At 36.9% G+C, this 25,889-nt stretch carries 20 protein-coding genes; 15 read left to right on the plus strand and 5 right to left on the minus strand.

The annotated features are described in order from the left end of the window. Nucleotides 1-18: 18 nt before the first annotated feature. The 3 genes from JYB62_RS10115 to rpsT all read right to left on the minus strand — a co-directional run bounded on the left by JYB62_RS10115 (nucleotide 19) and on the right by rpsT (nucleotide 1,794). Nucleotides 19-636, minus strand: coding sequence for a DUF1684 domain-containing protein (locus JYB62_RS10115; protein WP_205645256.1), 618 nt, complete (start codon nucleotides 634-636; stop codon nucleotides 19-21). Nucleotides 637-747: 111 nt separating this feature from the next. Then, entirely contained in the window at nucleotides 748-1,443 is a 696-nt protein-coding gene (gene radC / locus JYB62_RS10120; RefSeq protein WP_205645257.1) for a RadC family protein, read from the minus strand. A gap of 96 nt (nucleotides 1,444-1,539) precedes the next feature. Then, the gene (gene rpsT / locus JYB62_RS10125) at nucleotides 1,540-1,794 is read right to left on the minus strand and encodes a 30S ribosomal protein S20 (protein ID WP_074222937.1); all 255 of its coding nucleotides are present in this window, start codon (nucleotides 1,792-1,794) and stop codon (nucleotides 1,540-1,542) included. Between the two features lie 210 nt (nucleotides 1,795-2,004). Between rpsT and JYB62_RS10130 the strand changes: the two genes are divergently transcribed. Both JYB62_RS10130 and JYB62_RS10135 read left to right on the plus strand, forming a co-directional pair. Further along, nucleotides 2,005-2,949, plus strand: a complete 945-nt coding sequence (locus JYB62_RS10130) for a zinc dependent phospholipase C family protein (RefSeq protein WP_205645258.1) — start codon at nucleotides 2,005-2,007, stop codon at nucleotides 2,947-2,949. Between the two features lie 241 nt (nucleotides 2,950-3,190). Further along, nucleotides 3,191-3,463, plus strand: coding sequence for a four helix bundle protein (locus JYB62_RS10135; protein ID WP_243431501.1), 273 nt, complete (start codon nucleotides 3,191-3,193; stop codon nucleotides 3,461-3,463). A 387-nt stretch (nucleotides 3,464-3,850) separates the two neighbouring features. On the opposite strand, the gene JYB62_RS10140 is transcribed toward JYB62_RS10135, so the two are convergent. Continuing rightward, on the minus strand, nucleotides 3,851-5,155 hold the full coding sequence (locus JYB62_RS10140) for a pyridoxal phosphate-dependent aminotransferase (protein ID WP_205645259.1): 1,305 nt from the start codon (nucleotides 5,153-5,155) through the stop codon (nucleotides 3,851-3,853). Nucleotides 5,156-5,609: 454 nt separating this feature from the next. Here JYB62_RS10140 and JYB62_RS10145 point away from each other — a divergent pair, with 454 nt between their 5' ends. After that, on the plus strand, nucleotides 5,610-6,863 hold the full coding sequence (locus tag JYB62_RS10145) for a metallophosphoesterase (protein ID WP_317194652.1): 1,254 nt from the start codon (nucleotides 5,610-5,612) through the stop codon (nucleotides 6,861-6,863). Nucleotides 6,864-7,848: 985 nt separating this feature from the next. Beyond that, entirely contained in the window at nucleotides 7,849-11,625 is a 3,777-nt protein-coding gene (locus JYB62_RS10150) for an NACHT domain-containing protein (protein ID WP_205645260.1), read from the plus strand. Between the two features lie 703 nt (nucleotides 11,626-12,328). On the opposite strand, the gene JYB62_RS10155 is transcribed toward JYB62_RS10150, so the two are convergent. Beyond that, on the minus strand, nucleotides 12,329-12,811 hold the full coding sequence (locus tag JYB62_RS10155) for a hypothetical protein (protein ID WP_243431502.1): 483 nt from the start codon (nucleotides 12,809-12,811) through the stop codon (nucleotides 12,329-12,331). A 308-nt stretch (nucleotides 12,812-13,119) separates the two neighbouring features. On the opposite strand from JYB62_RS10155, the gene JYB62_RS10160 reads away from it, so the two are divergent. From JYB62_RS10160 to JYB62_RS10210, 11 genes are all read left to right on the plus strand, one after another. Beyond that, nucleotides 13,120-13,878, plus strand: a complete 759-nt coding sequence (locus JYB62_RS10160; protein ID WP_205645261.1) for a DUF6090 family protein — start codon at nucleotides 13,120-13,122, stop codon at nucleotides 13,876-13,878. A 155-nt stretch (nucleotides 13,879-14,033) separates the two neighbouring features. After that, a complete protein-coding gene (locus tag JYB62_RS10165) occupies nucleotides 14,034-14,744 on the plus strand; it encodes a CPBP family intramembrane glutamic endopeptidase (protein WP_205645262.1) in 711 nt (236 codons plus the stop codon). Nucleotides 14,745-15,184: 440 nt separating this feature from the next. After that, on the plus strand, nucleotides 15,185-15,967 hold the full coding sequence (locus JYB62_RS10170; protein ID WP_205645263.1) for a DUF6090 family protein: 783 nt from the start codon (nucleotides 15,185-15,187) through the stop codon (nucleotides 15,965-15,967). A gap of 404 nt (nucleotides 15,968-16,371) precedes the next feature. Beyond that, the gene (locus JYB62_RS10175; protein WP_205645264.1) at nucleotides 16,372-17,613 is read left to right on the plus strand and encodes a PQQ-dependent sugar dehydrogenase; all 1,242 of its coding nucleotides are present in this window, start codon (nucleotides 16,372-16,374) and stop codon (nucleotides 17,611-17,613) included. Nucleotides 17,614-18,023: 410 nt separating this feature from the next. Beyond that, nucleotides 18,024-18,755 (plus strand): DUF6090 family protein, encoded by a 732-nt coding sequence (locus tag JYB62_RS10180; protein WP_205645265.1) that lies wholly within the window; start codon nucleotides 18,024-18,026, stop codon nucleotides 18,753-18,755. A 144-nt stretch (nucleotides 18,756-18,899) separates the two neighbouring features. Next, on the plus strand, nucleotides 18,900-19,235 hold the full coding sequence (locus JYB62_RS10185) for a hypothetical protein (protein WP_205645266.1): 336 nt from the start codon (nucleotides 18,900-18,902) through the stop codon (nucleotides 19,233-19,235). A gap of 317 nt (nucleotides 19,236-19,552) precedes the next feature. Then, complete coding sequence (locus JYB62_RS10190; protein WP_205645267.1) at nucleotides 19,553-20,674, plus strand: hypothetical protein; 1,122 nt, start codon at nucleotides 19,553-19,555, stop codon at nucleotides 20,672-20,674. A gap of 559 nt (nucleotides 20,675-21,233) precedes the next feature. Then, nucleotides 21,234-22,067 carry a DUF6090 family protein gene (locus JYB62_RS10195; RefSeq protein ID WP_205645268.1) on the plus strand — a complete coding sequence of 278 codons (834 nt, stop codon included), beginning with the start codon at nucleotides 21,234-21,236 and terminating at the stop codon, nucleotides 22,065-22,067. A gap of 670 nt (nucleotides 22,068-22,737) precedes the next feature. Next, nucleotides 22,738-23,547, plus strand: a complete 810-nt coding sequence (locus tag JYB62_RS10200; protein WP_205645269.1) for an alpha/beta hydrolase — start codon at nucleotides 22,738-22,740, stop codon at nucleotides 23,545-23,547. Nucleotides 23,548-23,844: 297 nt separating this feature from the next. Then, on the plus strand, nucleotides 23,845-24,561 hold the full coding sequence (locus JYB62_RS10205; protein WP_205645270.1) for a DUF6090 family protein: 717 nt from the start codon (nucleotides 23,845-23,847) through the stop codon (nucleotides 24,559-24,561). Nucleotides 24,562-25,227: 666 nt separating this feature from the next. Further along, nucleotides 25,228-25,782, plus strand: a complete 555-nt coding sequence (locus tag JYB62_RS10210; RefSeq protein ID WP_205645271.1) for a hypothetical protein — start codon at nucleotides 25,228-25,230, stop codon at nucleotides 25,780-25,782. Nucleotides 25,783-25,889 lie beyond the last annotated feature (107 nt).

The raw sequence follows: 25,889 nt of genomic DNA on the forward strand, positions 1-25,889 counted from the left end.
TTGCGGTAGGCAAAAAGGCTATTTATCGTAATTTTTCTCGCCAACAGGAATTGGGATTTCCAGGATATTCTCTTTTGGTGGAATTGGGCAGGCATAATCTGGATTATAAGCACAATAAGGATTGTAAGCCAAATTAAAATCCAAGGTAATACTACTCTTCCCATCTTGACGGGCATTGATATATCGTCCACCTCCATATGTTTCCAGACCACTGGTTTCATCCGCAAATGCCAAAAAGAAGTTACGCTTATCTGGCTCATCCATGGATTGTAAGAGCAATAGTTTTTGAGCTTTCCCTGCCAATTCGAATTCCGCATAAGAATGCTCAATGTATCTTTCCTTGGAACCATCTGTCAATGGCACTTCACGAACCTTTTTGTTTTCTATAGGAACCATTAAGGCTTTCACCTTATAGGCTGGATCGATGGGGTAAAAATTCAGCTCATTAAAATTCCGTTTTTGCTCTTCTGTCAAAGGAGAGTCTATATTGAAGCGGATAAATTTAAATTGACGCTCACGCTCAGCTTCAATTTTTTCAATGTACGCTTCAGGACTTTCTGTCCCAGTCAAGGTATAAGCAATCGCAGCCACAATCACTGCCGCTACAAATAAGAATAAAATATTTTTTGGTTTCATGTGTTTAATTCGGTCTACCCAAGGATGTCCTCGCAATTTGCTTTAGAATTGCCGCATGTCATTTAACCCTTCCAAGAGGGTGACTGTTTCAGCATGCAAGACTTCATTCTTTTAGATCATTCCTTCATCGGCGAAGCTAAAGTAGCCAACATCTGTAAAAATAACATGATCCAATATGGGCAAATCCATTTCCCTTCCCACTTTGACCAATCTTTCCGTCAATCTTTTGTCTTGTTCAGAGGGTTTAAGGTTCCCACTGGGATGGTTATGTACCAGAATCATAGATTGAGCCAGATATTCCAAAGCCGCTTTAAAAACCAATTTGGTATCAACCACCGTTCCAGCAGTTCCTCCCTGAGAAATGAGATGCTTCTTTAACACTTGGTTGGACCGACTTAGCAACACTAAATAAAAATACTCGATCTGCTCATCTTGAAGATCAGGCTTCATCAACTCATAAATATCCTGCGAACAAGTGATTTTAGGCCGCAAAATGGGTTCAGAATCCTTTCTCCTTCTTCCCAATTCTAAGGCGGCAATGATGGAAATGGCCTTTGCCTCCCCTATTCCTTTAAATTTCTTGAGATCCTGAATGGTTAAGCGAGCCAATGAAAAGAGGTCATCATTGACTTTGGATAAAATATGTCTGGATAAATCTACTGCACTCATGGAAGGTGTTCCAGATCCTATTAAAATCGCAATCAACTCTGCATCAGATAAGGCGGACTTCCCTTTTAGAAGTAATTTCTCACGGGGTCGATCTGCTTCAGCTAGTTGGGAAATTTTAATAGAGGAGTAATTTTCCATAATAACGTATAAAAAAGTTCACCTAAAAATACTAACTTAAAGACAATAAAAAAACCCCGACAAGCAGGGTTTTTTTTAAAGATAAATCTTTATGGATTATCCAAGAGCGTTAACCAACTTGGCTAATCTTGATTTCTTATTATTAGCGTTGTTTTTGTGAATCACATTCTTCTTCGCCAATTTATCCAACATAGAAACTACTTTTTTGTAAAGCTCAGTTGCTTCAACTTTATCAGTAGTAGCTTTCAATCTTTTGATGAAAGTTCTAGTCGTTTTGGCTTGGTATCTGTTTCTCAAACGCTTCGCTTCGTTTGCACGAATTCTCTTAAGTGCTGATTTGTGATTTGCCATATCTAGTTATAATAAATAAATTCTTTACGTTCCCCTATTCCGAATTGGAGTGCAAAGTTATCAGAAATTATTTACACTGCCAATTTATTTCTCAGATTACTGTAAATAGAAGCTACCACCAATTGAAAAAACTGGATTAAACGCCTATTCAGGCACAAATATAGGTGTTTTCAAAAGTTTAACACTGGAAAATTTTAAGATTTTTATTTCATGAGGTTACTCTTTTTCCTTCTGATTTTTCCATTACTCTATAATTCCCCTCCTAAAAACTGGGGTTTTTTCGCTCATTCTTTAATCAACCGAATGGCTGTTTTCTCCTTACCACCCGAATTAATACAGTTTTATAAACCTCATATTCAATTCATTAGTGAAAAAGCCGTCAATCCAGATCGAAGAAGGTATGCAGTCGAAGGCGAAGCAGAGAAACACTACATTGATCTCGACCGATTTGGGGACGAGCCACTTAAAAAAATACCAGTATTCTGGTCCGAAGCAGTAGAAAAATTCACCGAAGACACTCTTAGAGCACATGGAATTGGCCCATGGGCAGCTTATTTCACCTTTATTCAGCTCACCCAAGCCTTTGAAAACAAGGACCCAAACGGTATTCTAAGACTCTCAGCCGATTTAGGCCATTATTTAGCGGACTTGAATGTTCCATTACATACCACCCAAAACTATAATGGTCAGCTCTCAGGGCAGGAAGGGATTCATGGGTTTTGGGAAAGCAGGATACCCGAGCTGATGAGCTCTGACTATGCGCTCTGGGTGGGAAAAGCAGAGTATATTTCACAACCTCAACAAGCCATTTGGGAAGCCATCGCTCAAGCTCATGCCCAAGTGGATTCGGTATTAACGTTTGAAAAGACACTTACAGAATCCTTTGACCCCGACCGTAAATATGGATTTGAAGAGCGGAACAGCCTGACTGTAAGAGTGTATTCTAAAGAATTCACCAAGACCTATGCATTGGCCCTGGATCATCAAGTGGAACGGCAAATGAAAAAAGCCATTAAGATGATCGCCGATTTTTGGTATACCGCCTGGATCAATGCAGGGCAACCAGACCTCCGCAAATTAGAAGGCAATGAGTCAGACGAGATAAATTTTTTACCAAACCCAAAAGTCAAGGCAAGAAAGCATGATTTTGAGTAGGTAGGTAGGCAGTGGTCAGTGATCAGTGATCGGTGGTCAGCGATCAGTGGGCAGTATTCAGTGGGCAGTGGGCAGTGGTCAGCTCGCTTTCTGTAGGTAGGTTAACAATAATGAATCAAAATATAATAGAAAAATCCTGACTATGACTTACAAAGATCTTTTAGCATTCAGAAAAAGCTTCGACCTAGCAATGGAAATTTTTCTTGTTTCAAAAAACTTCCCTAAAGAAGAAAAATAATCATTGACAGATCAGATTAGAAGATCCAGTCGATCCGTTTCGGCATGTATTGCTGAATCTTATAGAAAAAGAGCATATACAGCCCATTTTAAATCCAAACTTAGTGATGCTGATATGGAAAATAGTGAAACTGGAGTTTGGTTAGATTTTGCTCTAGCCTGTGAATACATCCAACCTAAAAAACACCAAGAGCTAATCGAACAGTCCGAAGAAGTTGGCAAACTAATCAACTATATGATTTTAAACCCTAACAAATTTGGCTCAATAAAAAGATAATGTGTCGGTGCCTGAGATGTGTTGACCGTTTTTGCCTTCTTAATACCAATCAAAAAATATCAAGACGAGAACAATTTATAATGAGTGAGCCCGAGCGAAGAGTTCGTAGGTTTAGTGACAATTTCAAGAAAGAAAAAGTAAAGGATCTGGAGCTGGGTACAGTAAGTTTCCGGGAAAACACCCTAAGGATCAAATATCACACTAGAATATGAACGATTATTATAAGTAAACAGTAAGGTAAATCGGTCAACGTATTTTAGGCATTGAGAATGAAACACTGATCACTGCTACTGAATACTGATCACTTTTTATAAAAAACCATTAATTGAGAACCAATTTCTCATGACTGACTTTTCAGCCTTCATACTTTAGCCTTCTGAATTCAAATTATGATTGCAAATAACTCCGAATCGCTTTCCCCAGTCTTCTAAAGGTGTCTTTAAACACCTCCTCATTTTCCTCCAACAAAGTCACTCGAAAACCTCGTAAATCCGAACAGAAAGAGGAAATCGGCACCACACAGATTCGTTCCGATACCAATAAATAATACACAAATCGCTTATCCAGCGGCATATCCGGATCGGTCAACCAACCCTCCAACAAAGATTTTAACTTTGGATCTTCTATGGGTAAGGATTGCTGTGGTGTTAATAAGGTCTCATCAAAGACAATGGTATTATAAAAAGCTCCTTGAGTAGGGTTAAATTTAATACCTTGTATATCACCTAATATTTCAGACATCCAATCACTTCTCTTTCCAATCTGAGCGTTGGCCTCCTCTCTATATTTAAAGTATTCCGGATGGGACATGATTTTCGGGATCGCCAATTGGGGTAATATCGTAGAACATACCTCAATCATTTTGGCATTCTCCAAGGTGGTACACAACTTAGAGAATTCCTTGGAAGACTCCCTATTATAAAACTCCATCCAACCACATCTGGAACCAGGCCATGGGAATTCCTTGGAAATTCCTTTCAATGAAATAGCTGGCCGATCTCCAATTACCTCCGCTAAAGAAACCGCTTTGATCCCATTGTAGGTGATGTTTTGATAAATCTCATCGGTGATCAAAAGCAGATTAAACTCATCCGCAATTTTCACGAATGCTTCCAAGACCTCTTTTGGATACACCATACCGGTTGGATTATCCGGATTGATGATCAAAATCCCAACAATGGAAGGATTATACCTCACTTTAAGATATAAGTCTTCCATATCCGGTAACCATTGGTTGTCCGGATCCAATTTATAAGTAATCGGAGCCGCATTAGCATGTGCCGCCTCGGCTGAACTATGTGTGGAATAAGCCGGAGAAGGTCCAATGATCCTCGCAGTTGGAATTAAGAATTGATACAGCTTGGCAATCGCATCTCCCAATCCATTAAAAAATAGGATGTCTTCTGCAGAAATGGTCGTTCCTCCTTTTTCATTGGTCAGATCAGCCAAATAGGTTCGGGTCTCCAGTACTCCTTTGGAATCGGCATATCCATACGATTTATTCTCTTTGACTAAATCAGCCACAATGGATTTCATCCAGTCCGGAACTTGATTACTTTTCTGAATAGGATCCCCGATATTTTCCCAGGTCATGGGATAGCCCAAGGCTTCAATCTGACGGGCTTTTTTAACGATCCCCCGGATTTCATAATTTAATTCTTCTGCTCCGGGTCTGAGGAGTAATTGTCTCATAGTTCAATAGGCTTGATTCGGAATAAATCCGCCACAAAGAAACAAAAAAGGAAAAGAAAATTGCCAAATCGGGTGAAAGAAGAAATTATTTAAAAGAGATGTTTGGAAAGGTAGTTTTACCAGTGGTCAGTAGTCGGTAGGCAGTGTCAGAAGCCAGTATTCAGCATGCCAGAGGTAAATGGTATATCGACGATGGACAGTGGACTGTTAACAAGGAACCCTAATTCAAAAAGCTCCCAAGGCAACCTCCAATTTGCGAAGAAAGAGTAAGCCGAAAAAAGAGCCATCTCGCCATCTCCTTTGAACCTGAATTTGTTCTATCTTCAAATAATTCCCAATTTTCGCAACCAGCCAGGTAATTACCTGCGTATCATGGTTTAACTACATTTCCCCAGTCCAAAAAAAAGGAACGTATTTAGCTCCTTTTCACCACACCCTATTAAAACTAACCCACGTGTTTCCTTTGATTATTCGAATTGCATTTGTCCTAGCCCTCTTCTTCCTGATCGATTGGTATTCCTTCCAAGCGTTCAAAACGGTGTTTCCTAACCAAGTTTGGGTGAAAGTCTTGTTTTGGGTCTTTTCTGTCTCCGTTTACATCTTTGTTACGTATGGTTTTTTATTCTTCGATCGAAGCAGCAATAATAACATCAACCTAGGCAGGATGGTATCCTTACTTGTGCTGTCTCTGATTCCAAAGCTGATCATACTGGGCTTAATGTTCGGAGAGGACATCATCCGTTTTCTTACCGGTACTTTCCAATCGGTTTCCGGAACTAGAGAGGGTGATTTCTTGCCTGATCGACGGAAATTCATCAGTCAAACGGCGCTGGCTCTTTCTGCCATCCCTTTTTTGGGCATCCTGCACGGGGTATTGGTAGGGAAATACCGCTATCGGGTGGTGAACCATACGCTGGAATTTGACGACCTGCCCGAAGAGTTTGACGGATTCACCATCACTCAGATATCGGATATTCACTCAGGCAGCTTTGATGATAAAAAGAAACTAGAATACGGAATAGACTTGATCAACCAGCAGGAATCCGATGTCATCCTATTTACAGGTGATCTGGTCAACAACCATGCTGGGGAGATGGAACCTTGGGTGGACACCTTTAAGAAGCTTCAAGCTCCCATGGGCAAATACTCCATTCTGGGCAACCATGATTACGGAGATTACATGTCCTGGCCTAGTCAAGAAGCCAAAGAGGCGAACTTGAACAGACTGGCAGACATTCAGAAAGAACTGGGATTTCAGCTTCTCCGAAATGAGAACGTAAAACTACAAAAACCTGCTCGAAACGGAGACGAAGGGGCTGTAGCCAGCATCGATCTGATCGGCGTAGAAAACTGGGGAAAGGGATTTGCCCAATATGGAGACCTGGGAAAAGCCGTCTCCAACCTCAGCGAACAAAGTTTTAAAATCCTGATGAGCCATGATCCTTCCCATTTCGATGAGGAGGTGAAGAGCTTCTCTCAGCTGATCCATCTGACCTTGAGTGGACATACCCATGGGATGCAGTTTGGAATCGAGATTCCTGGTTTTATCAAATGGAGTCCTGCCTCCTTCCGCTACCCCAAATGGGCCGGATTATATCAGGAGCTAGGCCGTTACTTGCATGTGAACCGTGGCTTTGGGTTTTTAGCCTTCCCCGGCCGAGTAGGGATCTGGCCAGAGATTACGGTGCTGAAGTTGAAAAGGAAATAGTGGTCAGTAGGCAGTGGTCAGGGATCAGTGGTCAGTGGTCAGTAGGCAGTGGTCACAAAAAAACTAGTTTCAAATCAGTTTTAGGATTGATAATATAGGAAGGTGGGTAGTGTGTGAGAAAGAGATTAAGAGAAGAGAGATTCAAAGAGAGATCGGTAATTTATTTTAAAAAGATAGGCCTGCGGCCAGATAGGAATACTTCTGGTCGATCAGATAATAAAGCTAGGAATCTAGATTATGTCCTTAACTAACCTTTGAGGTTTTGAAAACCTCGAAGGTTTAGTTTTTAAGCCAAGTATTCAAATTCATAACCAAACGATAGAATATTCAATTCTTTTAGATGGAATTGATGGAATGGATATCCAGGGTCCCGGTTTGACCATCAACCCATGGTTGAAACCGTGGGCATTAAGTAAGATCATTTTTACATATAAATTGAACAAACACAGCCCCGAGTTTTACCCCGACAATTGTCGAGGGCGAGGATTTGTTTGAAATCCCCATCACCACCAGAATGGCTTCAGCCATTTCAGCCTACCTTATCAAGGCCGATTTTTTTCAAAAATTCTTCGTATTCCTTCTGGAACGAAATCTTTTGATGATGATTCTTCTGATTTGGAATGTAAATATATACCCTCTCCTTAATGGATTCTGATCGAAATTGTTTGCACTTTTAGATTATTAAAAATACCCAGTATTGGGTATTGTGATTTGGCTTTAGGTTCCCGATCTTCAAAAATTCATTTTTTGGAAGGACCTATTTCCAAAAATAATAACTGATTGAAAAGCGACAACAAACGTTTGTTGTCATTTGTTGTCGAGTGATTTAATTAATCACCTGATTTACATTCTCTTATTAAGAAACCTTTCAAAAAAATTATAAGAGATATATACGCACGGCGTATACACAAATGTTACCTGCAAGGTTAAAAGAACATCCAACATCAATTGAAAATTTTAAACTAAAAAAACTAATCTACATAATATGATTGAAGCCATTTTAGTAAGCATCGCTGCAAATATTGTGACAGGTCTTGGTCAGAAAACTCTGAAGCGAATTATTAAAAATGATAGTCTTGAAGCTGAAATAGAAAAAGCTTTTAACGAAGCTTTGGATAAATGGACTGTTAATTATGGCATTAAGGAAAAGGAAAAAATATTTACAAGTAGAAGGTTTGATACATTAATTGATTGTATAAAAGAACCTGAAAAAATTCACGATTTGGATAAAAGTACATCCGATATTATTGAATATTTCAAACAAGAACTACAAAAAAGCACAACAGCATGGAATTATATTCAAGATGTTCAGTTTCAAGAGGCTCTTAATAGATTCAATTTAATTGAACATCACCTTAATGGATTAAAGAAAGAGCTTCTCGCACAATTAGAGCATATAGAAAAACAATTTGATGATGCCCTTTTATCGTACAAAGATGCTTTTAGTCAGCTTCTAAATCCTGAAAATAAAGACTTGCCGAATCAGTTTCAGAACACGTTTATTGGTCGAGAATCTGATTTAGAAAGTATTGACTACCTATTAAAAGTGTCTGATTACAAAGTAATTTCTATAATATCTGACGGAGGATATGGAAAAACAAGGTTGTGTATTGAATATTTTCAGAAATACGTTGATACAGATGAAAACATTGATGCATGGGTACTAAATACAACCGCATTTAAAAATCTAAATCTTTCATCCAAGCTGAAAGAAGGGAATCAAACAATAATACTAATTGATGACGCGCACAAGTATCCCAAAATTTTAAATGATGTAGTAAATATTACTAATCGAAATAGCAATGTAAAAATACTGATGACAGTTAGAAATGCATTGTACGATGTTACCGTTTCAGAGTTTGCATCACATAACAGAAATATAGCCTCTCATTCAATTGAAAGACTTTCATATGAAGAAACACAAGAACTTTTTAAATCACAATTACCTTGGTTAGGTGGTGTTGAGATTAAAAGACTTGCACAACATTCCAAAGGTATTCCTATCGTCATTCTAGGTCTATGTCAAGTTACGATTAATGGAAAATATAAGTCGGAAATATCGGAGGAAGAAAACTTTAGACTATTTGTACAAGAGCAAAAACAACAAGTAATCAATGATATTAATGCTAAATATTTTATCGACAAAGGCAATGTCAATAAAACGATTGAACTATTAAGTTTCTTTGCACCAATAAAAAACACAGATGAAGAAATTACACAAATCTCTAGTCTAAATGGCATTAATGTAGATGAATCAGCCTTAATATTAGACTATCTAGAAAAGTATGGGTTTATTGTAAGAAACAATGAAATTGTTATAACACCAGACCCATATAGTGATACGATTTTATTAGATTCTTCACCAAGAATAAAATACTTACTTCAGTCCGAAATTTCTGTATTCCTTGATAGACTAATTCGAAATTTAATTGAGGTAGAAAAATCTGAACGCCTTACTATAAATATTGATAATCTGCTTTCAGATTTCATTTCATCATTTAAAAATAAAAGTACTGAATCTACTAGTGACATCTCAAGTTTAGTTTCAAATCTGGAAACTCTAAAATCATTCACTTATAAGAAACCTCGAATCTGCTTCTATGCAATTAGAGACTTAATTGAATCCAAACTTAAAACGGAAGACTTTTGGCAAAATGAAGAAATGCATGTTTTGTATGAAAAGTCTTTCAAGGAGATACATGACAATATAGAAACTATATTATCAATTATTACTTTTAACACGCATGATTCACAAGAGCTTGAGGAGTTGTATGAATTAATATGGACATATAAAAATCACAAATCAGAAAGCTCCATTTTTGGAAAAGCGTTTGGGTATAAAGTATATGATTTCATTGAATATGGTTTCAGACAGAAATTTCCATTTCAAAGACAAAAATTTCTATTATCAAAGCTCGATTCTCAACTCAAAGAAAAACCTGACAATGAGTTCATACATAATCACATTTTCGCTTGTGTAAAATTCCTAATGGTTGAAGATTTTGAAGGAGAATCTCATTATGACAAATACACTCATGCATTTTCATGGGCAAGACACCATGTTTACCAAAATGAACATACAGAAAAGATTAGATTAGATTCATTGAATTTGTTATTTAGAATCTATGAATTAGTGCGCTATAAAGAACATTCCAAAAATTGTTTTGACAAAATTATCCATGTCCTTTATTTTATGTCTAAGACTTTACAGGATAAAAATCATCTTGACCAGACTAAAGAAGTCGAAATAGTTTTAGATTTTTTACACACAATATTGGATAAAGATCCAAGTATAAAAGAACGCAGCAAAATTATACGACAACTAAAAATTTATGAGCGTAGAGAAATTAAGGAAGAGTATAAAGCACAAAGGGATGAACTACTTCTTAAATCCGAAAGTGTTGATACTGTTAAAGAAAGACTTTCCTTATTATTTTTGGATGAGTATTTCTCATTGAAAAATAACATTGATTCTATTTTTAAGGAAATAATAGCCAAGTATAATGACAATTTAAGTTTCTTCGAAGATATTATTGAAGTTAAGAGAGAACTTATTAATAATGATTATTCCAATTTTAATGAACTTCTTTCATACCTAATTGCGAATCATCCCACCTTGTCTAAAGAATTACTGGATTTCGTTATTACGAATCATCCTGAACATGTTTGTGACTTTAGAACTCTTGTTAAAGCAAACTATAAAGACAACGAATATTTTTACTTAATTATCAATAAAGTATGGAGTTTTGATTTCGAATGTTCAAAGGGCTCAGTACTATGGATGCTAACAAATGGTCGTAATAGAGAGGTTGAATACTATAGAGAAGATGATTTAAAATACTTTGAGGATGTTGTCAAAAACAAGTTAAGCAAACAACTTTGGAGTACATCTTTTTCTTTACCAAAGTACATTTTAATCAATCCTGAAAGAACATTAAATTTAATCACATCAATTTTTGAAATAAGTGAAAATGAAAGAGAAGATGGATACTTACTTCATTCAATCTTTGAAGACAAAGAAATAATTGAAAATAATACTGAACTAATTAAAACATTTGTCTTTAGTAGCACTCATCATTTTCCAATTGACTATCATTACCTAGGAGAAGTATTAAACTTTTTGGAGAATTATTTTGGTTTTGATACCCTTTTAAAGTATTTGATTGAAAAAATAAAATTCATCGAGAAAAGTCAAAAACCAATTTATTTATCATACCACAAACGTTACACGAACCCAAACAAATCCTTAGAACAGACAGAAAAAGACTTTATACAAGTCATTAAATGGTATGCTGAATTAGAATCAAAATCTGATTATATCCATAAAGTACTGGTTGAATTCTTACGACCCGAAATTATTGAATCTGAGAGTTTCAAAACAAGTTTTAAAGAATTAGTTGAAAGTTCTGGAGATGATATTGACAAAGTGGTTGAATTGTGTAGAGCATTGGATGTTTTCGAAAATAAAGGAGAGTACTTAATTTCCCTACTGATAGAGGTGGCAAACGAGATATGCAATAAATATAAAATTGACAATCAAAAGCTTATAACCATACTCGGAAGAGACTACATATTTAATAATGGGACAAAGTCGGGACCAGCGGGAGGACCTTTCCCTCAAGACTTAGCAAAAAAGAAAGAAATTAAAAGAATCCTCGGTAAATACGACATGCATCCAGATGTTAAGTCTATTTTTGACTATGCACTTAAAAATGTAAACGGAGATATTAAAAGAGATTTATTTAGAGATGAAAAATGGTAGAAAACCCAGCAGGTAACACTTTGTATAAGTAATGGATGTAGCAAACATCGAGGTTTGTAGCCCGCTCAAACTGCATTGCGGTTTGACAGGAAAGTACCACGCAGTCTGCCACTACTCATACAATTTACCGTTGCATTTAATAAACGTCATGAAAATAACACATTAAACTACTTAACTAATGGATGTAAACTAATATCAGGATTTAAACATTAACCTGTAAACTTTTTTTAGGACGAGTCATACCACCTCCCCCCGGTGTCTACCCCCCCTCCCCCCGGGTATATACCCCCCAGGGGGGAGTAAAAAGAATCTCCCGAGATTCTTTTTATATCATCGGAGACTCTTTTTGTATCTCGGGAGACTCTTTTAATATCAACAGAGATTCTTTTTGTATCTCGCGAGATACTCTTAATATCAAGCGAGACTCTTTTCATATCTCGTGAGATTCTCTTTGAATCAATCGAGACTCTTTTTGTATCTATTGAGATATTCTTTGTATCAACGAAGACTCTTTTTATCTCTCCCGAGACACCTTTTGCATCAAGAGAGATTCATTTTTAGATCTAAGGATTTACAAAAAATTTCCAGAAACGGGCTTTTGTAAGAAAAAGAAGAGGATATAATGAAATAAAAAACCAGCAGTTCCGAAAAGGAATCTGCTGGTGAGCGTTAAGTTTATATCTAGGGCTAATGCAACTTTACATTAAGCGGCTTGCGAACTTTCTTCGCTGGAATTCTTATCGAATCGTTTCTTAAGATCCTCATAGATTCCTTTGGCACCTGGCGCATTCATTCTAGCTGCATATTTTACGGTGTTGTAATAACTCAAGGCTCCATCAAAACTTTCGGATCCAGCCAACATCAATGTGTCACTGAGGTTATCATTAAATAAATTAGCTGAATTTAATATGGGGCCCAATCCTTTTACTGCTCCCCAGTCTTTTTTTAATTCTTCCACAGGAAGATAAGGAGGCAAAAATTGAGGTTCAGAGTCAACATAATCCATGACCTTTTCTACAAAAGGCCTGGAACCATCCGACATTTTCAAAAGATCCTTCCGCTGCGTCGGAGTCAGCGCGATTAAATAAGGGGCTAAAAGTTCCCTTGCTTCATTTAATTTACCCAGAGCATCCGCTAATACAGCTTCTGGGATTTCGATTGAATTACGATTTTCTATCGCCATCATAAAAGTATTTAGGTAAATGATAAAAACTAACTAAAAGTAATTTAATAGATTATTTTCATAAAAATAAATTCTTAGGTCACTAAAATTAAAGTTCGTTACTTCCAGCATAATCCCCACTTTCAAATCCAAGTGACATCCCCTCCGCTATTTCTCACCTTTGACCCTAAAACCGGAAGCAGCCACTAAGCAGGAATTCCCCAAAATCCTTAAATTGTTGGAAACAAGCCAAACAACCTAGCCATCGACAGCCTACAAGCCGGTAGTAGATTCATTCATAGATGTACCGCTGGCTGTCTCAACCTTCGCCCATGATAAACTTTTTTCAAAAAATCCGACAACAATTGCTTTCAAATGGAAACACCGGGAAATACCTGAAATATGCCTTGGGTGAAATTGTGCTAGTAATGATAGGGATTCTGCTGGCGCTACAGGTGAATAATTGGAATCAGGATCGACTCAATCAGCAACTGAAGCAATCATACATAGAAAACTTATTGGTGGATCTGCAAAAGGATATTTCCTCCATCGAAGAACAAAAGGAGATCAATACTTATACAGAACAAGAGGGGCAATACTTGGAAGCGTTTTTGGGCCAGCAACTCACGGAGATAGATACTTTCCGACTTACACGCTCACTTATCATGACGGCATTCATTCCCAACGCCACCATTACCAACTCCACCTATAATGACCTGATCAATAGCAACCATTTTCACTTATTTCAAGATGCCCAGTTAAAAAGGCTGTTGGACGACTATTACATCCCTAATAATTGGGCAGTGCTATTTAATGAACGAATTCTTCAAACTGCCTGGTTTGATTACCGGGATGAAATGGTTAAATTCCATAGCCCGCTTTTGTATCGGGATTTTTATGAGTTGGACGATCCCGTGGAACTGAGTTATTCTCCAACATACCAGATCGATTGGAAAGGCATCCAGCAGAATGCGTATTTAAAAACTCAAGTGGGGATGATTGTGGCCTATAGACAGCAAATTCGAAAATTCCAGGAAGATCTACTTCAAAAAGCTCAGAAAGTAGTGGAGTATTTGGATCAAGAAAATTAAGGAAAGCGCTTGGAGCAGTATTTGGTGATCCTAAAAAGGGATCTTTTTAGAAAGAAAAACTTGTATACCCTGCGTGACCAAGCAGAATTGATGAAGGGGGGGATGAGTGGTTGCAGGGGATGATTCTATGAGCATCCATCTTTATTATAGCTATCATGAAACAACTCTCAAAAGCACAATCCATCCTGTATCATTTTTACCCTGGCGTGATCATTACTTTCTTTTTTATCTTGATCACCCCTATCCTATTGGAAAAAGGATTTCCCCCTCAGTTTTCAATGCTCCTCGCCGGCGGCCTTGTGGTGGTCCCTGTTTTTCTGATCCATTTAAGAAGCGCAAAATCAAAGGAGGGCGTTCCACGAATCAGCGACCTAATGGTTTACAAAGAGAAAATACCCACCAAAAAAATGGTGCTGTATACTGCCGGGTTGATCCTATTTGCTTTTTTGATCTACGGACTCACCCAGCCCCTCAATGTGCTGTTGACCGAAAAACTCTTGTTCTGGCTGCCCGACTGGTATCAGGTGAGAGACTTTGAAGGGTATTCGAAAAAAATAATTCTGATCACCTTGTTGTTAAACCTCCTTCTCAACGGGCTATTGGCTCCCTTTTTTGAGGAGCTGTATTTTAGGGGATATTTATTGCCAAGAATGGAAACCTGGGGCAAGTATGCTCCGGTGCTGAGTGCTGTTTTATTTTCACTCTATCATTTTTGGCAGCCCCAAATCTATTTGACCTTGATCCTTGCGCTGCTTCCCATGACCTATTTGGTTTGGAAAACCCAGAGTTTACGATTGGCAATCTATGTTCACTGTGGGCTCAATATCATCGGGACTTTGTTATCCTTAGGAATGCTTGGACAGTAGGAAACCACTAGGATTTTTTAATATTTGTCAGCCTTTGGATCTCTTTAGGTACCCCATCTGAGACTTCTCTGTTCCCGAATAATCGGGACTGGCAGTTCTCCTTCGAAAGGACCAACTTGCAACACAGAAAATCTAGCTTTAGTAGGGAAGTTGAACACCTGCTTCTGGGAGGCAGGCTACCTACTGAACACTGATCAAAATACCGTTTTCTACAAACCTTCGAGGAGCCCCTCTATCCTTTTTTTATTCGTAAACGGTCCGTCTAAACCTCCACGATTTTAATCCTTGAATTCCAAAACTTAATACAAGGATCAAGGAGAAAGTCCACGAAATCCTTAACTTAATTTTACCAAACCAAACCACGTGTGAGTCAATTGAATAAAACCAGCGGGATCAGAATTGAACTGGAGCAAAGCAAGTGATTTACGACACCAACACCCATGATTAATTTCTTTAGAAAAATTCGCTATCGGCTTATGGAGCATCAGTTAATCGGGAAGTATATGAAGTATGCGGTCGGGGAAATTATCCTGGTGGTGATCGGTATCCTGATCGCTTTCCAGTTGAATGAATGGAACGATCATCGCAAACAGGTAAAATTAGAACAGGAATATTATTGCCGGTTACTGGATGATGTCCGGTTGGATGAGAAACAAACACAAATTTTGTTAGAGCAAGCCGAAGAGCGTCTGGTAGCATCCAATCATGCTGTCCGATTACTCTTGGAAGACAACTCGGAAAAAATTGAAATTGCTTCTCAGATAACGCGCTCCACCAAAGCTGTATTCTCTGATTTTAAGCCAAATAATTCGGCTTTTGACGATTTAAAATCTGGAGCTAATCTCAATATCATCAGCGATAAACTCATCATCAAGGCGCTAAACCGTTATTTCAATAGGTTTGAAGAGCTAAAGAGTATCATCATGGTAAATGGGAAGCATGCGGTAGATATTTTGTTTGCGCATGAGGATTACTTTGCAAATGGTGCTGTCCAAGCCTCTATTAGAGAGGGGAGATTCAAAGATGGGCTGGATGAAGACTTGAAAGAAGCTATTCTGGTCCTTGACGATGATATTCTTACATCCCAAATGAGAAGGAGATTACTCAATGAATCCTTAGAGTTTGTAAGCGTGAACACCCGGCAAATCGAACTTTATCAATTGCTACTTCAGGAAACCAACGCCTTGAAAGTGCAATTAGAAGTAAAATGTGCAGCGCAATAAAGAAACCCGGTGATGCGATCATTCCGATCCAGGCTACTATAAACCTACCGCTGATAGGTAAGCTGCTGTTCGGGTTCCAATATCCTTCCTGGATGTAATCTTGAACCTAAATCATAGGATTTTAAATCCGCGTTATTGAAAGATCGGTATTATTCCTCTTAAATGATTTAACCAAGAGGTTTACAAGACTTTGGATCCTAATTCAAGATTACAACTGCGATATTTATCAGGTCTCGAATAGCTACGAAAATCAAAATCTATAATAACCGATTATAGTCAGTTGTTTTGATCAGTTATAATACTAAATTGATTGTCAAATACTTGAAAAATATACCAGTAGAGGTAGTTGACAACCAATACTGAAAAATAGCAGGATCTTTTTTAAACTTTTTTCATTTCAACTTATGCAACGATTACTTTATGTTTTGCTGGCGGCATCACTTCTAGCATGCAATGGCAAAAACAATGATAAAGCCCAAGAATCGGCTACATCTTCCTCTTCAAATATGGACACAATACATGTTGAGTTGGAAGAAGTAATCGGGGGATTGGAAAATCCTGTTCAACTAAAAAGCTTACAGGGTTCGGACAGATTATTCATTGTTTTGCAAGGGGGTAAAATCCTTCTTAAGGATAGAAATAGTCCTTCCCAAGAAGTGTTCTTGGATATTACTGACCGGGTAGATCATCAGCTCCCTGATTTCACAGAATTAGGGTTATTGGGATTGGAGTTTCACCCAAATTTTGAAGAAAACGGCCGATTATTCGCATTCTACAGTCATCAAATCAATGATGACAAAAACGGAGTAAACGTTCGAATTTCAGAATTTACGCTTCAAAAAGACGATTCAGGACTTGCTGATCCGGATTCGGAGCGAGTACTAATGGAATTGGATTACAGTGGTCTATTCATTATAGGGGGGAATTTATCCTTTGGGCCTGATGGGATGCTCTATATTGGGGTGGGCACAGGCAAAAGCGATGAAGCAAAATGGAATGCACAAAATTTAACTAATGTATTCGGCTCCATTTTAAGGATTGATGTAGACAAAGGGCAACCCTATTCCATACCAGAAGATAATCCTTTTGTAAATGGAAAGGCACCTGAAATTTGGGCTTATGGCTTTAGAAATCCCTATCGATTTGATTTTGACTCTGAAACAGGAGCTTTGGTTTGCATAGATGTTGGGGATAGACTCAAAGAAGAGGTGAACATCATTACCAAAGGTGGAAACTACGGTTGGCCTCTATATGAGGGCACCATTCTAACTGAAAACCAATCCATTGATTCAATTAATGGAAAACTGATTTTACCTGCGATTGAATACGATCACATTCTGGGATGGGGCGAGGCAATAGTCGGTTCCTTTCAATATAGAGGGAATAATTTCCCCGTCTTTCAGGACAAAGTTTTGATTTCAGATTGGAGTGGGCAAATGTTTCTTGCCAGCGATTTCGAAAATCCGAAGTTAGCTCCCATTGTATCAAACAGCATCAACATGCCCTCACAAGAAGATGTCAATCTAGGGGACAGATATTTTATCAATGGAATGATGGAATCCGAAGCTGGTGAAATTTATTTAACGGTACAAAAGGGTTTAGGTGATGGAAATGGTTTAGGGTCGATTTTTAGAATTAAGTATTAACCCATCTCGATTTTAGGTAAATGGATTCTGAATCTATTAATCAGTTTCCGCTGTTCAGGTCCTGATGGCTATCGTGGATGAAATCCTGAACCTATATCATAGGATTTAAAATCCGAGTAAATAAGAAAGAGCGTAGTGTTGTCTTTAAGTGTTTTGATCGAGAAGATAAAAACCTTTTGATCATACTTCGGGATTACAACCGCGATATTTATCGGTTTGAGAAGAGCGGAGTTCAAAAGCCTTATGGTCAAAAACTTTTAAGATCGGATAAAGAAAGAAATCATTGAAATTCTTATTTTAAGTTCAATACCAACTAACCCACTATCATCAAAACAACTAGTTAATCAATAGGATAGTTGTAATCGGGCTTTTTACTAAGTGTTGTGCTTCATTTTACCAACCAATAATCAATGATAAAATTCTTCAGGAAAATTAGGCAAAACTTGCTGGAAAAGGGTCAGACTGGAAAGTACCTAAAATATGCGCTTGGGGAGATCGTACTTGTTGTTATTGGAATCTTAATAGCACTTCAGATCAACAATGCGAATGAAAGCTTAAAGCAAAAACGCAAAGCTAAAAACTACGAAAAGACTTTAATTACTGAACTTAACGCTGATTTGATGAGGATCAATCAGTTAGATACCTTATGTCAGAAAATGCAAAAAGACATCAATGATTACCTCTCCTATTTCAAAAATCCGGATAAGGAATATAATGTAGTCATTCAAGAAATGGAAAAGGTGAACTATTACGGTGATTTCTACCAAAGTATTGCCTATACCATCGATGATATTATTAATACGGGCAACCTAGAGCTATTTAACAAAGAGATCAAAAATGCCATTTTAGAATATAAAGCCACGCAGGATTTTTATGAAAAAAACAGAGATGAAGTGGTACAAAAATATGTTTTGAGTGATCTTGAATTTGAAAATGCGGTAGATATACTTTCATTTAGCGATCTCCCATCTGATAAATCTAAAAACCTGAATGACTGGCTATTTGATTTCAAATCAGAACAATACAAATTGTTCAATAATCGAGCGCTTTCTATTTTACGGACTTACTATTTCCGGTCCGACCAAAACAATAAAATGAGACTTAGCATTGAAAACCTGCTAACAGAATTGGAAAAAGATTAAATAATGAAGCCATAACAACCCTTAAAATGAATGTTCTTACAGAATATTTTGAAAGTGTTGCTGCAAAATTGATTTTATAAAGGAATAGCAGATGGGACATAACCTAATCTCAGTTAGACCTTGCAATTTGTAACTAAAACAGCTATGAAGAGTAAATTAATTTTATTTTCCCTCCTCTTATTAGTTTCATGTTCCAGTAAAAAAATCGAGGCAGAATTTATTGAAATTGAGAATAACAATGCTCGATTTGAAATTGTGAATAACAGTGAGGAAGATATTGGCAAAATCACATTTGAAATAAGATACTTAGACAGTTCAGATGGCATATTACTTTTAGACACGGTATCCTATCAAATGAGTAATGAGGGTCAAAATGAGCCCCTTCCATTTTTAAAAGCGAATGATAGAACCTTTATCGTTCAACGTGCACCTGATCAATGCAATAAGGCAGAAATAATGGTATTGGAAATTGGTCATTGAGAAGCAGATAATACATATAAACTAGCTTCAATACGATAGAATGACCCTTGCGGTGAAACTCCCAAATTGACCACTGACCACTGACCACTGACCACTGAAAACTAATTCAGGATACTACAAACCTAGCAATAGCTCTTTTTCATTCATTATGTGGAAGTTATAAACCTGGTGATCAAAATCTTTAGGGAATTGTAAAGATGGAATCCAATGAAATCCATAATTTGGGTGAAACAGCGACACCCATATGGACATTGCAGATATATTCGCAATGGAATATTGTAGTTACGTATATACATGTGTTGGAAAAATAGACAAATATGAAAATTAAGCTTTTGCTCATAACTGGAATTTGCATGCTCGCAATAGCATGCCAGAATCAAAAAGATGAATCACAGGCAGGTTCTGAAAGTGAGAATTCGGAAAATCAATTTGACTTACCTGATAGTTTGTCAACCAGAAGAATTTCTTTCGTTCTAAACCTGAAAAAATCTGTTGCTGAAAGGAATTGGCCTGAGTTTGGGGAAAAGAATAATGAAGGAACTTTAATTTACTTCGATGCAGATCGGTCTGAAGTGTTCTTCCCAGATTCACATGTAAATAAGAAATTGCACAACCCCAAAAAACACAGTGATAATTATTGGCTAACAGGAAGGATAGACAGCATTCCTTATCACATGGAGGTAATGATCAGTTTCAATGAAGAAGATTCTTTAGAGTTCTTTTTTAAAAACCCTGTAGAACAATATTCTTCTGTGGAGGAAATAGGGAAATACATCCCTTCCGTTGAAAGTACAGAAATGTGGTCAACTATGGTTATTCATGAAATGTTTCATCACTTTCAATACAACAATGAGAACTACTTGGAGTATGCTGAATCCGATATTGGAATTTTACCTTTTGACATTAGAAACTTGGTGGCATTATGTCAGGAAGACAAGCAATTTCTAGCTATGATTCAGGATGAAAATAATATTCTAATGAAAGCCATTTCTGAGGATAGTAAAGATAATCGCGATTCTTTAATTACATCCTACTTGGACCAAAGGAAAAAGCGGATCACTAAATACGGTTCAGAACATCCCCATCTAGAACAGGTAGAAAACTATTATGTCATTCAAGAAGGATCGGCTAGGTACATTGAGTATTACAGCATGTTTTCCCTTAATAATTACTTCAATAATTCTGATGCTCCAATAATCCATAACGATCCAAAGTTTATTTCTTATTCAGAATTTGAAGAAATTGATTTGGAAAATCATGCTTTTAATTATTTAGTCTATGCTGGTCCAACGGACTATCATTATACGATTGGCTTTAACATCATGCGCCTTTTGGATGAATTGAAAATTGAGTACAAGAAATATCTGCTTAATAATCCAGAAAAAGGATTACACCAATATTTAGAGGATTATATAACTACTTTGCCAAACAAAAGCTAATAGCAATATCGTCCTGCTGGACATTACTGTTCATAGACAGACCGTCATTGAAAACCCTTTGAAGAGTTCCTGCTTACCGTTCTTATTTGTGAACGGAAAGGACATCCTTCAAAGGGTTTTATGTTTTACATCAGCCTTCGTCTCCGCTCAACCTGATAGTTTTACTTTGATATTTCGAAAGAAGATTTCTCAGTTCTCGAATAATCAGGGCTGGCAATTCCTCCTTCGAAATGACCTAATCACTATAGCGCCAACCTACCTCCGGCAGGCAAGCTGATCACTGATCACTGACCACTGACCACTGACCACTGACCACTGACCACTGAAAACTAATTCAGTATACTACAAACCTTTCAAAAATTCTTTTTCATCAAATGGGAGGAGATCATAAATCTTGTTATCATAAACTTTTGGGATAGGATAAAGATAGATTTCAATGAAATCCTTATATTAAATAAGGCACTTCACCTACTTGTGGATAATTGTGATATATACGCAATAGATTTTTGGAGTTGTGTATATACAAGTGTTGTGCTTCATTATGACCAACCAATAACCAATGATTAAATTTTTTAGAAAAATTCGTCAAAACTTACTAATGGAAAACAAAACTGGAAAGTATTTAAAATATGCTGTCGGTGAGATCTTACTCGTAATGGTCGGCATATTATTGGCTCTACAAGTAAACAATTGGAATGAAAAACAAAAGAATGTTAAACTCGAAGTACATTATCTTAATAGACTTTTGAAAGATTTAGAACTGGACCTTGAGGATCTTGGCACAGTAATTATTTCAAATACAGTTAACTTAGTTTTGGCTGAAGACGCCTTATTAAAATTAGGTGCGGATACTACAATTTTGAGGCGTGATGCCCCTTCCGAGATTGCACATAAAGAAGCTACAATTATTGATCAATCAGTTATTTACTCAGGTTCAATTATTACGGACTACTCATTTCGCTTGGAGTCATTTGGCCACCAATTAACCCGACTTTTGCAGACTAGAGGATTTGATCTAACCCAAACGACAATTAATGACCTCCTATCCACGGGTAAGATTGAAGTAATCAGAAATAAAAATTTAAGACAAAAAATTCAATCGTACTATGCTGTGATGCAAAGTAACATTGGAAATGAGGAAGATTTGATTAATCGACACAGATACTACCTCCAGAGTGTTTTAAACGACGCTGGGATTCCACCTTGGAGTAAATTGACCCTGGAAGAAGTAAAGGATATTACTGGAGTAGATAAAAGTCTTAAAACAGCCTTATATAATATTTATGAGGGCACTCATATATCACTCAGAATCAACTACACAAATGATGGCTCGCTTTTTAAAAAAATACAACAATTGAAGAAAGAAATTAACGCTGAATTGGACTTATTATAGTTACTTTAAGTATGGCAACTTAAATAATAAATTGAATAAATAAATAAATAACGAAAGCACAACAAAGCATAAAATGCTAATGGCTCCCATTCTGTCGCCACGCCATTTATGCGGGGCGTTTATCCATTTTGAATAGATTTGATCAGGAGGGCAATTTTCTTTTGTTCTTACCTCGGGATTGTAACCTCGATATTTATCTGATTTCGAGGAGCACATCCCGAAGAGTGGATAGCCTAAATAAAAAACCTCCGATATCTTCTCGACTCCGGAGGTTTACATTTTTCGGATATATTACGTTACTAGAGATTTCTCAGTTCCCGATAATCGGAACTTGAAGTTCCTCCTTCGAAATGACCTAATCACTATAGCGCCAACCTACCTCCGGCAGCCAATCTGACCACTGACCACTGACCACTGACCACTGACCACTGACCACTGAAAACTAATTCAGTATACTACAAACCTAGCAATAGTTCTTTTTCATTTATTGTGTGGAAGTTATAAACCTGGTGATCAAAAACTTTAAGGTATGGTAGAGATGGAAGCCAATGAAATCCTTATTTTGGATTACCCAACACTGAACTAATACGGTTGAAGACCATGCAAATAGGTTTGCATAGGATATAGATTATTAGGTTTATACCCGTGTTGTCTAAAATTAATAAACGATATGAAAGGGTTACTTGTACTTGGATTGATTTTGATTTCTCAATTTTCGATGGCTCAAGACACGATCTGTATAAACAAAACCATTGAGCACAAAATATATTCTGAATACTTAGAAGAAGAACGAAGCTATTGGATTAGTTTACCGCTTAATTATTCAGATACATTAAGCTATCCTGTCATCTATGTCTTAGATGCCGAATGGAGGTTTGACTTAATAAGAAATATCACTTTTTATTTAGGTGCAGACGGGAAAATTCAAAACTCAATCATTGTCGGTATTCCCCATATTGACTGGGAAGAAAAAAGAGGTCGAGACCTAACCTTTAGTCAATCAAGAAATGAATATGATGGAGAAAAAGTTGATTCAACCTGGTACAATGAGGCAAATTCAGGACAGGGCATGAAATTCTATCATTATTTTATTCATGAATTGATTCCTGAAGTAAACAACAACTACCCCACCAATAGTTACGAAACATTGATCGGCCACTCTTATGGAGGTTATTTTGGAGGATATATCTTATCCTTAAATCATCCCTTCGAAGTGATTCATATGTACGATCCTTCAATTTGGTTTAGCAATGGAGAAGTTATTAATAGGCTAAAAAACAATAATTTACAGAAGGAGGTAAAAATACATTTAACGTATCAGCCTATCCCAGAATTCCACAAAAGTAAAATTGAAGAATTCATATCAGAGCTAGAGAAGAACCAGAAAGTAAGTTTAACAACTGAATTTTATAGGGATGAAACCCACAATTCTTTGTTTCTGGATAGTTTTTACCAAGGAATTACGAAAACTAATAAATGACCTGATTTCACCACTGCCAACCTCCCTCCGGCAAGCAAGCTGATCACTGTCCACTGATCACTTTGAACTCATTCAGTATCCTAAAAACCTTTCAAAAGTTATTTTTCATCAATTGGGAGGAGATCAAAAGCTTTTTGATCAAAAAAATTTTAGGATTGGATAAAGATAAATTTCAATGAAATCCTTAAATTATTATAGTCGCTCCACCTTCTTGTGGATAATTGTGATATATACACAATAGATTTTCGGAGTTGTATATACAAGTGTTGTGCTTCATTATGACCAACCACTGAGCATATGATAAAATTCTTTAAAAAGATTCGACAAAGATTATTGACCGAAAATAAATTTAGTAAATACATCTTTTACGCGATAGGTGAAATTATTTTGGTTGTGGTTGGTATTCTAATAGCATTACAGGTTAATACCTGGAATGAATGGAGAAAGGACAGAAAACAAGAAAAAGAGATTTTAATCGACCTAAAACTGAACCTTGAAAATAACATAACCATTTTTAGAGCAAGAATAGATTATTTTAATTTTGGTCAAAAATCAGGTAAGATTATTATGGACGTGATTGATAATAAACTACCAAATCATGACTCACTGGGAATTTACTTTTTTAAGGCAACAGGAGGATATGGAGGAGCTGATGTAATTTCTTTCGTAGGCTATGAAGCATTTAGAAACAATGGATTTAGTCTTGTCGCTAATAAATCTTTAAAAGATGAGATATTGAAGTTGTTCGAAAACACTTATAGTCATTTAATTTCTATTGATGGAACATTTGTTCAACACAACTCATATCAAAGAGAGATTTTAGGGCAACTCTTCTATCAGAACGAAGATGATTCACTTATGCCTTATGACTATGATATGATTCTGAAATCTCAAACATACTATTCTTCGCTGACTGATTTCTATCACAATTATGGATGGATGAAAGAGGAAACAAACAAAGGATTATCAGAAACTCGTAGAGTGCTAAAACTAATAAATGAAGAATTAGAATAAAAACGAACCACCAACAGTGCATAAAATGTTCATTGCGAGCAAAAGCTCGCAACGCCATTTATGCTAACCGTTGTATCCAATTTGAATAGCTTTGATAAAGAAGGTAATATTCCTTTTAATAATACTTCGGGATTGCAACCGCGATATTTTTCGGGTCCCGAAGAGCACATCCCGAAGAGTAGATAACCAAAATAAAAAAAACTCTGAAATCTTCCTGACTCAGGAGGTTTATATCTTTCAGCTTTTGTGCATTGCACAAGAGATTTCTCAGTTCCCAAATAACCGGGGCTGGCAGTTCCCCCTTCGAAATGACCCAATCACCATATTGTCAACCTCCCTCAGGCAAGCAAGCTGATCACTGTCCACTGATCACTTTGAACTCATTCAGTATCCTACAAACCTTTCAAAAGTTATTTTTCATCAATTGGGAGGAGCTTATAACTCTTGTGATCAAAAAATTTTGGGCAAGGATAAAGATGGAAGTCGCTGAAAATCTTATTTTTATAAAAAGCACCATACCAACTCGTGGCTAATTGGGGTGTATTCGCTAAAGCATATTGGTGTCACATAAGTACAAGTGTTGGCAGCAATCAGGATAGTTCGATAACAATAGCAAAACGATAAAAAGATTTTTAAAAATATTAGAGGCTTTAAAGGATGAAAAGTATGAGAAGCAAAAAAAAGGAAAATTTAATATTTATATGGCGAATTACTGTGGCGCATACCATTGCATATTTCTGCGCTGGAATTTTTGCACTATTCGTAATAGATTATAAATCCTGGTTTTCAGAAGGTGCTATTTCATCTTTCATGTTACCAACGGATACGCCAATTGTTGCACTCGGGCCTGCATTCCAAATTATTAGAGGACTTATAATGGCGATGGTGTTATTGCCTTTGAGAAAAATATTTATAGACGGGAATTACGGTTTTTTTAAGTTGTGGCTTTTGATATTAGGGCTTTCGGTATTTTCTACTTTCGCAGCCGCCATGGGTTCACTTGACGGGTTCATCTATACAAATGTTCCAATTATTGAACAAATAATGGGTTATCCTGAAGCATTATTGTGGGTTACACTATTCGTCGGAATATTAAAAGCATTTTATAAATTGGAGAGCCGAGCGATCAACGTAATTGCCATCGTTTTTTTTGCTTTGATTATTTTCATGAGCATTATGGGATATTTAGAAGGGTTGGGAATTCTTGATACACAACAATAAAGGACATAAATGCCTGTTGCTAACATTTTGTATAGGTAATGTCCCTATCATACCATTTTCTGCCCAACAGATACCTTCGAGGAGCTACTGTGTCCGGTTTTTACCAG

The organism is Algoriphagus lutimaris, assembly GCF_017051705.1.
Taxonomy (GTDB): domain Bacteria; phylum Bacteroidota; class Bacteroidia; order Cytophagales; family Cyclobacteriaceae; genus Algoriphagus; species Algoriphagus lutimaris.

What these genes read in the sequence shown, in the direction of transcription:
- JYB62_RS10115 (WP_205645256.1), bottom strand. Translation starts at nt 636, where the DNA reads ATGAAACCAAAAAATATTTTATTCTTATTTGTAGCGGCAGTGATTGTG.
- radC (WP_205645257.1), bottom strand. Translation starts at nt 1,443, where the DNA reads ATGGAAAATTACTCCTCTATTAAAATTTCCCAACTAGCTGAAGCAGAT.
- rpsT (WP_074222937.1), bottom strand. Translation starts at nt 1,794, where the DNA reads ATGGCAAATCACAAATCAGCACTTAAGAGAATTCGTGCAAACGAAGCG.
- JYB62_RS10130 (WP_205645258.1), top strand. Translation starts at nt 2,005, where the DNA reads ATGAGGTTACTCTTTTTCCTTCTGATTTTTCCATTACTCTATAATTCC.
- JYB62_RS10140 (WP_205645259.1), bottom strand. Translation starts at nt 5,155, where the DNA reads ATGAGACAATTACTCCTCAGACCCGGAGCAGAAGAATTAAATTATGAA.
- JYB62_RS10150 (WP_205645260.1), top strand. Translation starts at nt 7,849, where the DNA reads ATGATTGAAGCCATTTTAGTAAGCATCGCTGCAAATATTGTGACAGGT.
- JYB62_RS10155 (WP_243431502.1), bottom strand. Translation starts at nt 12,811, where the DNA reads ATGATGGCGATAGAAAATCGTAATTCAATCGAAATCCCAGAAGCTGTA.
- JYB62_RS10160 (WP_205645261.1), top strand. Translation starts at nt 13,120, where the DNA reads ATGATAAACTTTTTTCAAAAAATCCGACAACAATTGCTTTCAAATGGA.
- JYB62_RS10165 (WP_205645262.1), top strand. Translation starts at nt 14,034, where the DNA reads ATGAAACAACTCTCAAAAGCACAATCCATCCTGTATCATTTTTACCCT.
- JYB62_RS10170 (WP_205645263.1), top strand. Translation starts at nt 15,185, where the DNA reads ATGATTAATTTCTTTAGAAAAATTCGCTATCGGCTTATGGAGCATCAG.
- JYB62_RS10175 (WP_205645264.1), top strand. Translation starts at nt 16,372, where the DNA reads ATGCAACGATTACTTTATGTTTTGCTGGCGGCATCACTTCTAGCATGC.
- JYB62_RS10180 (WP_205645265.1), top strand. Translation starts at nt 18,024, where the DNA reads ATGATAAAATTCTTCAGGAAAATTAGGCAAAACTTGCTGGAAAAGGGT.
- JYB62_RS10185 (WP_205645266.1), top strand. Translation starts at nt 18,900, where the DNA reads ATGAAGAGTAAATTAATTTTATTTTCCCTCCTCTTATTAGTTTCATGT.
- JYB62_RS10190 (WP_205645267.1), top strand. Translation starts at nt 19,553, where the DNA reads ATGAAAATTAAGCTTTTGCTCATAACTGGAATTTGCATGCTCGCAATA.
- JYB62_RS10195 (WP_205645268.1), top strand. Translation starts at nt 21,234, where the DNA reads ATGATTAAATTTTTTAGAAAAATTCGTCAAAACTTACTAATGGAAAAC.
- JYB62_RS10200 (WP_205645269.1), top strand. Translation starts at nt 22,738, where the DNA reads ATGAAAGGGTTACTTGTACTTGGATTGATTTTGATTTCTCAATTTTCG.
- JYB62_RS10205 (WP_205645270.1), top strand. Translation starts at nt 23,845, where the DNA reads ATGATAAAATTCTTTAAAAAGATTCGACAAAGATTATTGACCGAAAAT.
- JYB62_RS10210 (WP_205645271.1), top strand. Translation starts at nt 25,228, where the DNA reads ATGAGAAGCAAAAAAAAGGAAAATTTAATATTTATATGGCGAATTACT.